This window comes from Uliginosibacterium sangjuense, assembly GCF_059132465.1.
Window position 1 is genome coordinate 3,471,863 of the sequence record NZ_CP101132.1, and the last position, 14,152, is coordinate 3,486,014.

General features: G+C 68.1%; 13 protein-coding genes. All 13 read left to right on the forward strand.

From position 1 onward, the window contains the following. The first annotated feature begins 11 nt into the window (after window positions 1-11). The 13 genes from NMB43_RS15910 (at window position 12) to NMB43_RS15970 (ending at window position 14,150) form a co-directional block, all read left to right on the forward strand. A complete protein-coding gene (locus NMB43_RS15910; protein WP_494349142.1) occupies window positions 12-1,358 on the forward strand; it encodes a hypothetical protein in 1,347 nt (448 codons plus the stop codon). After that, window positions 1,358-2,467, forward strand: coding sequence for a hypothetical protein (locus NMB43_RS15915; RefSeq protein WP_494349143.1), 1,110 nt, complete (start codon window positions 1,358-1,360; stop codon window positions 2,465-2,467). The genes NMB43_RS15910 and NMB43_RS15915 overlap by 1 nt, the downstream gene beginning before the upstream one ends. Further along, window positions 2,467-3,912 (forward strand): hypothetical protein, encoded by a 1,446-nt coding sequence (locus NMB43_RS15920; RefSeq protein WP_494349144.1) that lies wholly within the window; start codon window positions 2,467-2,469, stop codon window positions 3,910-3,912. The genes NMB43_RS15915 and NMB43_RS15920 overlap by 1 nt, the downstream gene beginning before the upstream one ends. Continuing rightward, a complete protein-coding gene (locus NMB43_RS15925; protein WP_494349145.1) occupies window positions 3,909-4,433 on the forward strand; it encodes a hypothetical protein in 525 nt (174 codons plus the stop codon). The genes NMB43_RS15920 and NMB43_RS15925 overlap by 4 nt, the downstream gene beginning before the upstream one ends. Beyond that, window positions 4,430-4,903, forward strand: a complete 474-nt coding sequence (locus NMB43_RS15930) for a hypothetical protein (protein WP_494349146.1) — start codon at window positions 4,430-4,432, stop codon at window positions 4,901-4,903. The genes NMB43_RS15925 and NMB43_RS15930 overlap by 4 nt, the downstream gene beginning before the upstream one ends. Window positions 4,904-5,032: 129 nt before the next feature. Further along, window positions 5,033-5,200, forward strand: coding sequence for a hypothetical protein (locus NMB43_RS15935; protein ID WP_494349147.1), 168 nt, complete (start codon window positions 5,033-5,035; stop codon window positions 5,198-5,200). Between the two features lie 35 nt (window positions 5,201-5,235). Further along, window positions 5,236-6,381: a hypothetical protein gene (locus NMB43_RS15940; RefSeq protein ID WP_494349148.1), complete on the forward strand. Its 1,146-nt coding sequence runs from the start codon at window positions 5,236-5,238 to the stop codon at window positions 6,379-6,381. A gap of 86 nt (window positions 6,382-6,467) precedes the next feature. Beyond that, complete coding sequence (locus tag NMB43_RS15945; protein ID WP_494349149.1) at window positions 6,468-6,854, forward strand: hypothetical protein; 387 nt, start codon at window positions 6,468-6,470, stop codon at window positions 6,852-6,854. Between the two features lie 23 nt (window positions 6,855-6,877). Further along, window positions 6,878-7,207, forward strand: a complete 330-nt coding sequence (locus NMB43_RS15950) for a DUF1799 domain-containing protein (RefSeq protein ID WP_494349150.1) — start codon at window positions 6,878-6,880, stop codon at window positions 7,205-7,207. An 11-nt stretch (window positions 7,208-7,218) separates the two neighbouring features. Next, complete coding sequence (locus NMB43_RS15955; protein ID WP_494349151.1) at window positions 7,219-11,286, forward strand: phage tail length tape measure family protein; 4,068 nt, start codon at window positions 7,219-7,221, stop codon at window positions 11,284-11,286. Further along, complete coding sequence (locus NMB43_RS15960; RefSeq protein ID WP_494349152.1) at window positions 11,283-12,812, forward strand: hypothetical protein; 1,530 nt, start codon at window positions 11,283-11,285, stop codon at window positions 12,810-12,812. Before NMB43_RS15955 ends, NMB43_RS15960 begins: the two co-directional genes overlap by 4 nt. Window positions 12,813-13,161: 349 nt before the next feature. Further along, a complete protein-coding gene (locus tag NMB43_RS15965) occupies window positions 13,162-13,698 on the forward strand; it encodes a hypothetical protein (protein ID WP_494349153.1) in 537 nt (178 codons plus the stop codon). Beyond that, window positions 13,695-14,150 (forward strand): hypothetical protein, encoded by a 456-nt coding sequence (locus NMB43_RS15970; RefSeq protein WP_494349154.1) that lies wholly within the window; start codon window positions 13,695-13,697, stop codon window positions 14,148-14,150. The genes NMB43_RS15965 and NMB43_RS15970 overlap by 4 nt, the downstream gene beginning before the upstream one ends. The last annotated feature ends 2 nt before the right edge of the window (window positions 14,151-14,152 follow it).

Below are 14,152 nucleotides of genomic sequence, written 5' to 3' on the forward strand. Positions count from 1 at the left end.
GGCACGCCTTCATGGTCTCGCCCGTCGCCGACCACTACACCAGCACGCGCCTGGCATTCGCTGCCGGCCGCGTGCTGGGGCCGTGGAACTACACCGACAGCACGCCGGGTGGTTACGACAACGCCACCGACATCTGGACGCCCGGTCGCGGCGGGGATGGTGTCGTCACGGCGGCGAGCTGGGCGCAGGTGCCGCTGAATCGCTGGGTGCGCGTGGCCGGCACCCGTCCGGACGCACTCGATGCTGTCGTCAAAGCGGTTGATCCAACGTTTATCGACGTCGGCGACTCAGGGTGGAACGGCGTATTCAAAGCCTGGTCTGGCTGCGCTGTGCATCCGACGCAGCCGCGCGCCTATTTCTTTGGCGGTGGGCATCGAGACTCCTCAAATAACAGCGTCCCCCGCCTGGACCTCGACAAGATGAGCTGGGCGGTGCAGTTCCAGCCCACAAACCTGGTCGGTGCGGACCCGAGGTACAGCCTCGCTCACGCAGTGACGTTTTCAGACTGGCCAGACGCAAACGACTACCTGGCCACGCCCGCAGGGCAGAACCAGAACGTCGTATTCAAGGACGAGTTCTACAACTACCCGAAAGCGGTGGGTCAGGTGCCGACCGCGCGCCACACGTATTTCGGGCTCTTCATCGACCCGGCGCGAAACCGCTTGGTGATGGTGCGGGAGCGACTTTGGTGGCTCGACCTCAACACGAACCAGTGGACCGCGAAGATCCCGTTCGGGCTGAACGTCAGCGCATACAACGACGGCCCTTACCACATGGGCAATGGCGTCGTGGGCTTTTACGACCCATTCCGCGATCAGTACGGTGTTGGCGGATCGAAAGACACCGCGTATTCGTTTGCGCCCGGCTCAGAGAGCTTTGACGTGCTGCCTCGTGCGCCGCTCGGGTCAGTCGGCCATCGCTCCGCTTTCACCGTCCACGACAACAAAGTCATCGGTTTCGCGCCGCGCGACAGCCTCGGCAACGGCCCGTGGCTCTGGACGCTGGATCTCGCCGGCAGCCTCTCTGCGGACAGTTACCAGACCATCAGCGGCAACGCAGAGTCCGCTTTGTGGGATGGCGACTCCGACACATGCGTGATGTGTCCGCTGCCTCAGCAGGGCAAGTATCTAGTGATGGGGCGGTATCGCGCGACAACGTCGTCGTCATACCGCTATCGGCAGTTCATTCTCGACCCCGTTGCACTGACGATGACTGTGGTTGGGGTGCCTGCAGGTAACTGGTATGAGGATGCGGATATTGGTGGTGGCATCTACAGCCTGAAGTATGTGCCAGCCATTAAGGCCGTGATCGCCGTCGCTGCGGCTGATGAAGACATCAGAATCATGAGGTTGGAATAATGAGCGCGTCATCGATCATCAGCGCGGCTGGCGGCAGGCTTGGGGTTCCGTCACTGGCTACGGCCAAGAGCGATCTTGCGGGATCGGTGCCTGTCGGCGCGGTTGGTGATGAGGTCACCGTGCATAGCGGCGGCGGATACTACCTGCGCGCTGACAGCGCAAAGCCTGTGCTACGGCAGCATGCAAGCGGTGCGCAGTATTTAGAGTTTCAAGTCGGCGACTATCTGTACTGGACGGACACCGGCGTAACGTACTCAAGCGACCACGCGAGAGGGTTGCTTTTGCGCAGCAGCGACACAGCGAATTACCCGCGCTTTTTTAAGGTCTACAACTCATCGGCCGGAAACTATTCGCTGGTGTCCAGCCTGGGCTATGCGCTCGGGAAGGCGTGGATCAACTGGCGAAACAACAGTGGCAGCAGCGGGGTTGATATCGCGCAGAGTACGCTTGCGGGCAGCGGTATTTTGTGCCTGACGGCGGTGCGTCGTGGCACTGATTGCATCCTGCGTGTGAACGGTGAAGTGGTGGCAACGCAGTCCTACGCGCCGCCGTCCGACTTCTATCCGAACCGCGTTGAGTTGGGCAGCACTGATGCGGCCTTTGACGCATTTGCATGGTGGGATGTGCCGATCGGACTCAACGACGCCGACATCCTGTCAATCGAGGCGGAACTTGGGCAGAGCGTTGGCGCCCCCTGGGCCAGTACCGCCGCGCAGCTCGCTGCCGCCGGCGGCGGCTCCTCCGGCGGCTCAGCCGCCCTGGCCGGTGGCGCGGCGCAGCTCGCTGCAGCCGGCGGCGGCTCGGGTGGTGGCTCGGCCGCGCTGCAGTCTGGCGCCACGCTCACGCTGCCCGCGCTCTGCCGCACCATCTGGAACAAGATGGCCGGGGCCTGGGCGAATGTGGGCGTCGAGTTCCTTGTGATCGACGCCACGACGGGTGACAAGCTCGCCAGTTGCGTGACCACCACAAACGGCGCCGGGCAGGTTGCGGCGTACCAGTTCTTCCATGCCAGCTATGTGCCGGGTCGCCGCTATCTGCTGTACCCCATCGTCGGCGGCTCGCTGATGACGGGCACGCCCGGTCATGGCTTCGCTGTGGTGGCCACCTGATGCTGCTGTGCGACGACATCGGCCTCTTTGACAATGCCCTTTGCTGCTCGGTGTGGCCGGGGCTGGGCATCCCCGCGAGCGATCTGCCGGTGGCGGGCGACTACCCGTCGCCGCTGTACAACGATGTTTCGCTGCCGGCCGATGCCGATGTGGAGATGCGCTTCGAGCTGGACAGCGTGGCGGCCGGGCTCACGCTCACACCGCTCGATGACGGCAGCCTGCTGGGCTCCGCAGTCGCCCCAGGCACCTATGCGTTCACATATCGCGGCTACGCCAACAACGCGCTGTACGGCACCGTGGCTGGCTCGGCCACGCTCGGCAGCAGCGCCGCACAGTTGGCTGCGGCCGGGGGCGGCGATGCGGGTGGGAATGCGTCTTTGCAGACGCAGATCGCGCTCGATGCAGACGGTGGGGGCAGTGGTGGCGGCGCGGCAACGTTGGGCGGCACGCCTGCGCAGCTTGCGGCACAGGGGGGCGGTGACGGCGGAGGCCTGACTGCGCTGCAGACCCAGATTGCGCTCGCCGCCCAGGGCGGCGGCAATGGCGGCGGCACGGCGGCGCTGGGCAGCACGCCTGCGCAGCTCGCAGCACAAGGCGGCGGCAACAGTGGCGGCCAGGCTGCGCTGCAGACTCAGCCCGGCTTCAGTGCGGGCGGTGGCGGCAGCGGCGGCGGCCAGGCTGCACTCGACACACAGATCAATGTGCAGGCCCAGGGCGGGGGCGACGGCGGCGGCAGCGCCAGCCTGGCCGGCGCCAACGGAGGATTCAGCGTGGCAATCGTGACCAGTGATTTCGTGCCGACGCACGTCGACGGCATCAGCGCACAGCAGCGTCAGCGCGCCATCGACATGGCCGTCGCACAGTACAGCAAAGACCGCCCGCGCCAGCGCCTGGCGGACGTGGCGCTGGGTGCCGGGGGCGAACTGCCGGCACTGGATGGATGGGATGACGCCTCGGTCGTACTCGCCATCCTGTACCCGCTCGACGAGGTGCCGCCGCCCGAGCTGGACGCCGACGACTGGGCCACCATCGACACCCCCTTGGGCGCCGTGACCCGCGTGCCCGGCTTGCAGGTCGGGGCCACAGTGCGCGTGCGCTACATCACGCGCCACACCGAGGCGACGATCCCGGCCGCCGACACCGAGGCGGTCGCGCTGTGGGCCGCCGCGCTGCTGGCGGAACAGTTGGCCGCCTACAACAGCAACAACACCGCGCCGACGATCAAGGCAGACAGCGCAGACCAGACGCTGCCGAGCCGCGAATGGGCCGCCCGTGCCAAGGCCTGGCGGGCACGTTATTCCGCGCTGCTCGGGGTGGATGGCGTGACCGGGGCGGCGGGCGACAAGCCGCGTGTTGCGCCGGCATCGGCCGTCGTCGAGGTGGAAGACACCGACTCGCGCGGCCGCAGCCGCCTCTACCACGGGCGTCGCCGCACGGTGCGATGAGTGCGCCACTGATCGACCTGAGCATCGACAGCAGCCAGCTCGCCGCGCTGGCGCAACTGGCCGAGCGCGTGCCAGACGCCCTGCAGCAGGAGCTGCTCGCCTGGGCGACCGAGGTGACGCAGCACCTGCAGGGTGAAGTCCAGCAGCTCACCCCGACGGCACACGGCACGCTGCGCGCATCCATCATCGGTAGCGTGACTCCGCTCGGTGCCCTGGGGGTCTCGGCGGTGACCGGGTCAAGCCTGGGCTATGCGTATGCGGTCGAGCTTGGTACCAAGCCCCACATGCCTCCCGTGCAGCCCCTCATCGACTGGGCGATCAAGAAGCTGGGCGTCACGCCCGACGAGGCCGAGCATGTGGGCTGGGCCATCGCCCGCACGATTGCGCGGCGCGGCACGCTCGGGGTCGGCATGTTCCACCGTGCATTCGCGGCCAATCGCGCGCAGATCAGCGCGGCCCTGCATGCGCGCCTGTTGCGCCTGCTGCAAGGCCTTTCCAAATCCACAGGAGCCACGCCATGAACCCGATGGATAGCATCCGCAACGCCATCCTCGCCACCCTGCAGACGGTGCCGAACATCGGCCAAGTGCATGGTTGGGAGCGCTATGCCGCCGACGAAGCCGGCCTGCGGGCGCTCTACGTCGCCACGATTGGCGGCACGCCCGAGCTGCGCGGCTGGTACGTGCAGCGCGTGGCCACGCGCGAGACGAGCCCGGCGCGTGGCCGTCACATCATCGCCCCGCGCTGGAAGGTGATGGGCTTCATGGCGCTCAACGATGCCACCGCCAGCGAAGTGACGTTCGATGGCCTGATCGAGGCCGCGCGCGCTGCCTTCCGCGCCGATGAATCGCTCGGCGGTGCGGTGGATACGACGCTGGACCCCGCCAGCGACGAAGTGGGCCTGCAGCTGGTGCGCTACACGCCGGTCATGTTTGCCGGGGTGCTGTGCCATTCGGCCGAGCTGTCGCTCTACACCGAACTCGCGCGCTAAGCCCCCGCCAGGGGGTGTGTGCCGGCCGACTCGCCGGCACGCTCAATTTCCCAAGCCCTTTGCCTCGGCGCCCTCGCGCGCGCGCGGCAACATCGGCCCTGTCGTGCCACACATGCACAGGAGCCGAACATGAAGCCGCGTACCCCCGCCCCGAACGACACCGTGAGCGCAGATGTACCCCCGGTCGAGCCCTCCACAACCGAGGGTCCGCGCACCGAGGCTGCTGCGTCTGAGCCGCTGGACCAGGGCGGCAGCTACGTCCTGAACGAAGACGGCACGCGCTCTCGCGCCGCCTGATCGCGCCCGCACCACACTCCCGGAAAGGAACAGAAATGCCCGCACTCCGCATGCGCCGCGCCCTCGCGCTGGCTGTGATCGAAGCCACCTATGGCGTGGCGCCCGCGATGGCGGGCAACGATGCCATCCTGCTCAGCAACTTCCAGCTCCGCCCGATGGAAGCGCAGACCGAATCGCGCGACCTGGTGCGGCCGTACTTCGGCAACAGCGAACAGCTCGCCGTGCGTGTGAATGCAGGCATGAGCTTCGATGTGGAACTCGCCGGCAGCGGCACCGCCGGCACCGCGCCCCGCTACGGCCGCCTGATGCGTGCATGTGCATTCCAGGAGACGGTGCTGGCTGCGGCCGTGGCAAGCAATGCCGTCGCGGGTACCACCAACACCATTACGCTGGCGGCCGGCAGCTCGGCCGTGGATGAGTTCTACCGCGGCATGGTGATCGAGGTAGGCGCCGAGCGCCGCCTGATCACCGCCTACAACGGCACCACCAAGGTTGCCACCGTCGCCGAGAACTGGACCGCGCCGCCCACCGGCGGCACGGCCTACAGCATCCCCGCGCAGGTAGGGTATCGCCCCATCACCGATGGTCTGGAATCCATCGCCCTGGCGGTCAATCTGGACGGCGTGCGCCACCTCGTCACCGGCGCGCGCGGCACCTTCACTGCGCGCCTGGCGGCGGGTGGTCGGCCGATCCTGAGCTTCAACTTCACCGGCCTCTACAACACCATCGCCGACGCGGCCGCCATCGCGCCGATCTACGCCAACCAGGCCACGCCGCTGCCGGTGACGACGCAGAACACCCCGGCCTTCCGTCTGCATGGCTTTGCGGCAGTGCTGCAGGAGCTGTCGGTCGATGTCGGCAACCAGGTGGTCTATCGCGGCCTCGTCGGCCACGAGTCGGTGCAGATCACCAACCGCCAGATGAGCGGCAACTGCACCATCGAAGCGGTGCTGACCGCAACCAAGGACTTCTGGGAACCCGCCCGCCTGGCGCAGGCCGGCACCCTGGCCCTGCAGCACGGCACCGCCGCCGGCAACATCGCCATGCTGCACAGCAGCCGCCTGCAACTGATCCCGCCGCAGGGCTACCAGGACAGCGACGGCATCGCGATGGTGCCCTGGGGCGCGAGCTTCATCCCCACCAGCGCCGGCAACGACGAGCTGTTCATCAACCTGCTCTGAGCTGGCCCTTTCGTTTACCCGTTCAACCTCACCCCGCCTGCCCCGGCCATGTCGGCCGGGGGGCGTCAGCCCCTGGAAGGATTGCCATGTCCCTGTCGCTCAAAGTCTCGCCCGTGTTCACCGCGCCGGTTTCGTTCGCCTACGCCGCCGAAGACGGCAGCACCGCCACCGCCAAGGTGCGTGTGGTGTTCAAGCGCCTCAAGCAGAGCGAGCTGGATGCGCTCTCTGCCGAGCAGAAGGCCAACCCGGTGCCGGACCGCATCTATGCAGTCCGCCTGCTGGCCGGCTGGGTGCAGGAAGACTTCACGGATGCGCAGGGCAACGCCATCCCGTACCAGTCTCACGCTGAGCTGGAGCCGGGGCAGCTGCCCGATGGTTTCGTGAAGGTGGTGGAGGTGTTCCCGGCCTTGCCGACCGCCGTGGTGCGCAAGTTCTGGGACTCGATGTACCAGGAGGCCCCGAAGGGAAACTGATCGCCTGCGCCCGCGCGTGGGCCTTGGGCTCTGCCCATGACCGCGCCGAGGCGATCAAGGATTGGGCGCGGCAAGGCCTGCCGGGCGTGCCGCCGGATCTCGACGACACGCTGCCCGAGCTGACGCTGCACCCCGAGAACGAGCCGGTGTGGCGCGCATTCGAGGCGCTGGCGACGCAGTGGCAGTGGGTGAGCGTGGGGCTGGGCGGCAGCGTGCGGACGGGCATTCCGCTGGAGCGCATCGAGATCGTGTTGCGCCGGCTGCAACTGGAGGACGACGCAGTGTGGCAAGACCTGCGCCTGGCTGAATCGGTCGCCCTGGCCGCCTGGGCAGAGCGCAGCGAGCAGAAGTAACCGGAACCGACATGGCCAACGACATCACCTACGGCATCAAGATCACCGGCGACGGTAGCGGCGCCAAGGCTGCCTTCACCGAGGTGGGCCAAGGTGCCGCGTCGATGCAGAAAACGGTGTCCGACGCCGCAGCCAGTGTCGGCAATCTGCCGCGCGCGACAGCGCCCGCCGCTGCCGGCATGGAAGGCCTTCGCCGCTCTACGGCCTTCACCCGCCAGGAGCTGCTGAACCTCAATTACACCGCCAGTGATATCGCTGCCTCATGGGCGTCAGGTGGGTCGTTCTTCACCATCCTGATGCAACAGGGTGGGCAGGTGCGCGACGTGTTCGGCGGGTTCGGCAACCTGTTCAGCAAGGTCGCGGCGAACATCTCGCCAGTGGCCCTCGGCGTGGGCGCGGTCGCTGCGGGGGTGGTCACCTTGGGCGCTGCGGCGCTCAGCGGCTACCGCGATATCGAGCAGCTCAACACGTCCCTGGTCATGACCGGCAACTACGCCGGCCTCACGGCGGGCAAGTACGAGGCGATGGCGCAGGCTGTGGCGGAACGCAGCCGCGCCGGCATTGGCACCGCGCGTGAATCACTGCAGGCGCTGGCCGCATCCGGCACGGTGACGGCGGGCGTGATCCAGCAGATGGGTCAGGCGGTCGCCGAGACCGCGCGCCTCTCGGGGCAGGAGACCGCAGAGATCGCGGCCGACTTCGCCAAGATGGGCCAGGGCGTAGCCAAGTGGGCGGAAGAACACAACCGCACCATGCACTTCATGACCGCCGCGCAGCTCGACTACGTGCGCGAGCTGGAGCGCACGGGCGAGACGCAACAGGCTGCCGGCCTGGTGCTGCAGGCCTACACCGACCACTTGCGCGAGAACGGCCAGCAGGTCGAAACCCTGGCGACCCGCTGGCGCGACTTCACCAACGTGCTGGGCAGCGCCTGGGACAAGCTGGCCGGCATTGGCCGCCCGCTCACCGACGAAGAGCGCCTCAAGGACGCCGAGGCCAAGCTGAAGGAGTTGCAGCGCGAGCTGGCCAGCGCCGACCGCTCGGCCTCGGGTACGCTGCCCTGGAGCCGTGCCCGTGCCGGGGCGGACAAGGCATACGAGGCGTATCTGCAGCAGGAGCGCGCCGTCGAGGTGCTGCGCGAGGCTGCCCGTAAGAAGGCTGACGAAGCGGCCGAGAAGTCGCGCCGCGCGCAGATCGAGCAGGAGGCCGACGCCGCCAAGAAGTGGCTGGATGCCCGCCTCGCCGGCTACGACAAGCAGAAGGCGGCCGAAAAGGAACTGGCCGAACTGCGCCTGAACTATCAGCGCTTGTCAGCCGCAGGCATCACGCCTGAGGTGCCGCAGGCCGCTGCAGAAGCCGCCGTGCGCGAAAAGTACCGCGACAAAGGCAACGACGAAGCCGCCAAGCGTGCCGCCACCGAGCGCTACCAGACCGCCATTGCCGAGCAGGAGGCCCTGCAGAAGCAGGAGGCCGACAAGCTCGCCGCGCACTTGGCGCACCTGGCCAGCCTGCGCAAGGCCGGGGCCATCACCGAACAGCAGGAGATCGAGCAGCGCTTCCAGCGGCAGCGCGAAAGCCTGCAGGCCAGCGAGCAGATCTACCAGCGCGAGGCGCAGCTCGCCCGCCAGCGCGGCGACACCTCGGCCGAGCGCGGCTACACCGCCGAGTTCGAGGCCGCGCAGGCCAAGCGACTGGCGCTGATCCAGCAGGAGCAGGATGAGCTTGACGAGCTGGCCGCCGAGCGGGCGCGCAGCGCGCAGAAAGAGGCCGACCGCCTCACCGAGCAGGCCACCCGAGCCGAGCAGGAGGCGCAGGAGATTGGCCTCACCAGCAGCGCCTTGGCCGACCTGATGCGCCAGCGTGGGCAGGATGCGGCTGCCACGCTACAGCAGCACCTGGCGATGCGCATGAAGGCGGGCGCGAGCGAGGAAGAGCTGTCGGCCATCCGCCAGCAGATTGCCGCGATGGAACGCCTCGGCCAGGCGCGTGCCGAGGCGGTCACGCGCAAGGCCGGCGTGCAGGCCGCCGAAGAAGCCAAGCGCCAGACCGAACGCCAGGCCAAGGAGATCTCCCGCGTGCTGGAAGACGCGCTGATGCGCGGCTTCGAGAACGGCAAGGATTGGGGTGAGAACTTTGTCGACACACTGGAAAACTACCTCAAGACCAAGACGCTGAAGATCGCCATCGAGCCCATCGTGAACTGGGCGACAGGGGCCATTCAAGGGGTGATGGGCGGCTCTGGGAACTGGCTTGGGTCGCTCGGCTCCATCGGCAGCACGGTGGGGGGGTGGCTTGGTATGGGCGGCTCGGCGGCCGGGGCTGGTGCGGGTGCAGCGGGTGCGGCTTCTTCTGTAGCCGGGGCGATTGGTAGCGCAATGGGCGGCGGTATGGCGGCCGGCGCTGGCGGGGCGGGCACCGTGGCCGCCGGGGCGTCGGCGGGGGCGGGCGGCACGGCAGCCGCATCTAGCGCCCTTTCCTCGATCCCCGTGGTCGGCTGGATCGCGGCCGGCATGCTGGCCGCCAACAGCCTCTACAGCAAGGGCTACCAGGCCAATGGCAAGCAGACCTGGTTGGACCCGGCCGTGCAGTGGAACACCAAGCTGCTGTCGGGCATCGGCCTGTCGGACCGGATGGCCAACATCCTGACCGGCGCACCGCTGATCAATTACATCTTCGGCTCCGGCCCGACCACGCAGAGCGGCCAGGGCGTTGACCTGGACTACAGCGGCGGCTGGGTGGGCGGCCGCAACTACACCGAGCTGACCCGCAAGGGCGGCCTCTTCACCAGCACCAAGAAGTGGGAACAGCACAGCAACCTGGACGCCGGCTTCCAGACCGGGCTGAACAGCGCGTTCGACGCGATCGAGGGCCAGGTGGTGCAGCTCGCCCAGCAGGTCGGGCTGTCGGTGTCCGGCATGCTCGACGGGGTGTGGGGCAGCATCCGCATCTCGACCGAAGGCAAGGGGCAGGAGCAGATCAACGCAGAAATCGAGGCCTGGGCCAGGAACGTGCAGGACAACCTGACCCGCAGCCTGCTCGCCCGCAACGGCATCGACGAAGGCGCCATCACCGCAATGGCGCAGCAGGGCGAGCGCCTGACCGATGCCTTCGGGCGCCTGGCCGGGCAGATGCAGCAGGTCGACCAGGTCGCCTCCAATCTGAACGTCAGCTTCACCGCGCTGGGCCTCAACGGCCTGCAGTCGGCCAACGACCTGGCCGCCCGCTTTGGCGGGGTGGATGGCCTGGCCAACGCGGCCAGCCAGTACCAGGGCGCGATCTGGAGCGACCAGGAGCGCCTGGCCGCCGCCCAGAAGCAGTTGAACCAAGCCTTCGCCGAGGCGGGCTATGCCGTGCCGGCGACGCGCGAGGCGTACAAGCGCCTGGTGGAGGCGCAGAACCTGAACACCGAGGCTGGGCGCGACCTCTTCACCACGCTGATGCAGATGGCGCCGACCTTCGGCGAGGTGCAAGACGCGCTGGCCAGCCTGCAGGAGCAGGCCGAGGGCGCCTACCAGAGCGCCCGCGAGCAGCTCGTGGGCGGCATCCGCAGCCTGTACAACGCCGAGCGCCAGCAGGCGCTGGCCAAGCGAGACGAGTTTGCGGGCTACGCAACGGGTTTGCGCAATTACAGCGGGCAGTTGAGCCTGGCCGCCGCCGACAGCCCCGAGGCGCGCTACGCCGCCACGCGCAGCACCTTCCAGGACATGGCCCGCCGCGCTGCACTGGGTGAGGCTGCCGCGCTGCAGGGCCTGCAGGGCGCGGGCAGTGCCTACCTGGAGGCCAGCCGCGGCTACAACGCCAGCGGCGCCGGCTACCAGGCCGACCTCGCCGCCGTGCAGGCTGCGGTGAATGCCGCCGCCGATACGGCCCAGCGCCAGGCGGATGCCGCCCAGCGCCAGGCTGACGCGCTGGAAGACATGGTGGCCGAGGTGCTGAAGCTCAACGACACCGCCGTGACGCTGGCCGACCTGCTGGCCCAGTTGCGCGACCTCGATGCGGCCGGTGCGCGCGCCACCACCAGCCAGCTCGAAGCCGTGCGCGAGGTGCTGGAGCGCGTCGAACGGAGGCTGGCGGCATGAGCGGCTTGACCTATGCCGTCGAGATCGAGGGCTACGACACCACGGCCAACGTGGTGAAGACGCTCTATTTCAGCTCGCAGATGCTAGTAACCGAGGGCACCGACACACCCGCACACACGGCCTTCATAGCGCGCATCAAGAGCCCGGCATGGGCGGTGCGCGAGGCCTTTGGCGACGGCGCCCAGGGCGCCCGCGCCAGCCTGCGCATCAACGAGCTGGAGCTTGTCAATGCCGATGGCACGCTTGATTACCTGCTCGACTGGGGCTTCGCTGGCCGCCCCATCCGCGTGCGCGTGGGCGCCCCCGGCGCGGCCTACCCGGCAGCCTTCATCCCGGTGCTGACCGGCTCGGTCGAGCAGCCGGTGGGCGACGAGGCCAAGCTGGTGTTCCGCTTCCGCGACGCCAGCGCCGTGCTGGACGTGCCGCCCACGCCCAACCGCTACGCGGGCACGAATGCGCTGCCGGATGGGGTGGAGGGCACGGCAACGGATATCAAGGGGCAGGTGAAGCCGCGCGTGTATGGCGACTGCCGCCGCATGGCGCCGGTCTGCGTCAACACGAGCAAGCTCATCTACCAGATCAGCGACGCGCCGGTGACGATCTCGGCGGTCAATGACGCCTGCGTGCCCATCACGATTGGTGCCGCCTACGCCAGCCAGGCGGACATGCTGGCAACCGCGCCCGCTGCCGGCGAGTGCCGCTGCTGGCACGCTGGCGGCATGTTTCGGCTCGGGTCCAGCCCGGCAGGCGTGCTGCAGGTGAATGCAGCAAGTACCCACACCTCTGCCGCGCAAGTGATGCAGGCCATCGCCCTGGACGCGGGCATGTCGGGCGGGTCGATCATGAGCGCCGATGTGTCGGCGCTGCATGCGCTCAACGCCGAGCCGGTGGGCATCTTCTGCAGCGAGGGCCGGGCGGCGAGTGATGAGCTGGATGCGGTGGCCGACAGCATTGGCGCCTGGTGGGGCTTCGACGCGCTGGGGCGGCTGCGCATGGGCCGGATCGAGGCGCCTGCCGGCTCGCCGGTGCTGGAGATCGCCGCCCATCAGGTGCTGCGGCTGGAGCGGCGCCCCTCGCGTCAGCAGGGTGACGGGGTGCCGGTGTGGCGCGTGGTGCTGCGCTACTTCCGCCGCTGGCGCCCGCTGGCCGCTGGCGAGTTCGCCGGCAGCGTGACGGCGGCGGACCGTACCGCGCAGTCTCAAGCGTGGGTCGAGACATCGGCTGAAGACGCCTCGGTCAAGACCCGCTGGCCGCTGGCCACCGAGATGACGGTCGAGAGCTACATGCTGGGCCAGACCGGCGCCGACGCTGAAGCCGCCCGCCTGCTCACGCTCTACAAGGTGCCCCGCGTGACCTACTCAGTCACCGTGGCGCTGGACGCCTCCGTGGCCCAGGCGCTCGACCTCGGCGCCCTGGTGCGCTTCACCTACCCGCGCTTCGGGCTCGCCGCCGGCAAGCTATTCCGCGTCACCCGCATCGCCGCCGACCTGCGTGCGGGCCGGGTGGAACTCTCTTTGTGGGGCTGAGATGTCGAATCTCTTGATCGGGTATCCGAATTACTGCGATGGGGCGGCGACGCTGGCTGGCTGGATGTATTGGTCATCGTCGCTGCCCGCATCCAACCTTCTCACTCGACCGCTTGCGCAGCCTGCCAGGAGCGCAATCACTGGAACCTCCGACAAGACTCAGTACCCACTGGTTAACGTTGATTTGGGGCGTGACCGCCTTACTCGCGTGGTTGCCCTCTGCCGCCACAACCTAGGGCCGTATGCGGAGTTTGTTTTCGCAGCAGGCAATACCCCCGGCATATGGGACGGCACGGTCGCCTTCAGCTCCGGCTGGACCAAAGTGTGGGGCAGCCCCCTCGACAGTTCGATGCTGGAGTGGGAAGACGACGAATTCTGGAGCGGTCTGCCGAGCGATGAGTCCTTGGAGTATCTGCCGCACGACCTGCTGATGGTGTTCTCGTCGCCGGTTCGCGCCCGGTATTGGCAGATTGCGCTGAACGACCCCACCAACACCGACGGCTACATCCAAGTTTCCCGCCTCTTCATCGGCGACGCCTGGCAACCCGAGAACAACGTGAGCTGGGGCGCGCAGCGCGGGCTGGAAACCGCCACCCGCGTCGATACCAGCATGAGCGGCGGCGAGTTCTTCGACCGCCGCGAGCCGCGCCGCACCCTGAGCTGCGGGCTGGACTGGCTGACCGACGTGGAAGCCTACCAGCGCGTTTTCGACCTGCAGTGGCGGCAGGGCATCGACAAGGAGGTCTATGTCGTGCCCGACCCCGCCGACGCCACCAACATGGCCCGGCGTGCCTTTCTGGCGCGCATGGAGGCCCTCAACCCCATCGAGCAACCCAGCCTCATCCGCCACAGCGTGGCCTTCACCTTCAAGGAGCTGATCCCATGAGCGGCGTAACCTTCGACCCCGCCGTCGGCGGCAACGGCACGACCGTCACCGACGACACCAACGCCACCACCGGCCTCGCCGCCGGCGGCCACCGCACCCGCTTCGTGCCCGCCCTGGCCCAGATCGTGGCCATCGCCACCTGGGTCAAGAACCGCGCGCTGGACGTGTTCAGCTATGCCAACTCGGCCTCTTCCAGCGCCATCTCCGCCGCTGGCAGCGCCTCGGCGGCCGCAGGCAGCGCTTCGACCGCAGGCACGCATGCGGCGACGGCGACGTCGGCAGCCAGTGCGCTGACCTCGCACCAGACTGCGGTGGGTAGCCATGTGACGATGTGGGTGCCGAGTGGCGGACGTTTATACTTCAGGCGCGTCAGCGACCAGGCCATCGTGGCGAGCCTCGACGAGAACGGCGTGCTGCGGGTCAATGATGTGATCGCAACGACGAGCTACTGACC

Coding starts and splice junctions, on each gene's coding strand:
- NMB43_RS15935 (WP_494349147.1), top strand. CDS start 5,033: ATGAAGCCGCGTACCCCCGCCCCGAACGACACCGTGAGCGCAGATGTA.
- NMB43_RS15910 (WP_494349142.1), top strand. CDS start 12: ATGGTCTCGCCCGTCGCCGACCACTACACCAGCACGCGCCTGGCATTC.
- NMB43_RS15915 (WP_494349143.1), top strand. CDS start 1,358: ATGAGCGCGTCATCGATCATCAGCGCGGCTGGCGGCAGGCTTGGGGTT.
- NMB43_RS15970 (WP_494349154.1), top strand. CDS start 13,695: ATGAGCGGCGTAACCTTCGACCCCGCCGTCGGCGGCAACGGCACGACC.
- NMB43_RS15945 (WP_494349149.1), top strand. CDS start 6,468: ATGTCCCTGTCGCTCAAAGTCTCGCCCGTGTTCACCGCGCCGGTTTCG.
- NMB43_RS15925 (WP_494349145.1), top strand. CDS start 3,909: ATGAGTGCGCCACTGATCGACCTGAGCATCGACAGCAGCCAGCTCGCC.
- NMB43_RS15965 (WP_494349153.1), top strand. CDS start 13,162: ATGCTGGAGTGGGAAGACGACGAATTCTGGAGCGGTCTGCCGAGCGAT.
- NMB43_RS15955 (WP_494349151.1), top strand. CDS start 7,219: ATGGCCAACGACATCACCTACGGCATCAAGATCACCGGCGACGGTAGC.
- NMB43_RS15920 (WP_494349144.1), top strand. CDS start 2,467: ATGCTGCTGTGCGACGACATCGGCCTCTTTGACAATGCCCTTTGCTGC.
- NMB43_RS15960 (WP_494349152.1), top strand. CDS start 11,283: ATGAGCGGCTTGACCTATGCCGTCGAGATCGAGGGCTACGACACCACG.
- NMB43_RS15930 (WP_494349146.1), top strand. CDS start 4,430: ATGAACCCGATGGATAGCATCCGCAACGCCATCCTCGCCACCCTGCAG.
- NMB43_RS15940 (WP_494349148.1), top strand. CDS start 5,236: ATGCCCGCACTCCGCATGCGCCGCGCCCTCGCGCTGGCTGTGATCGAA.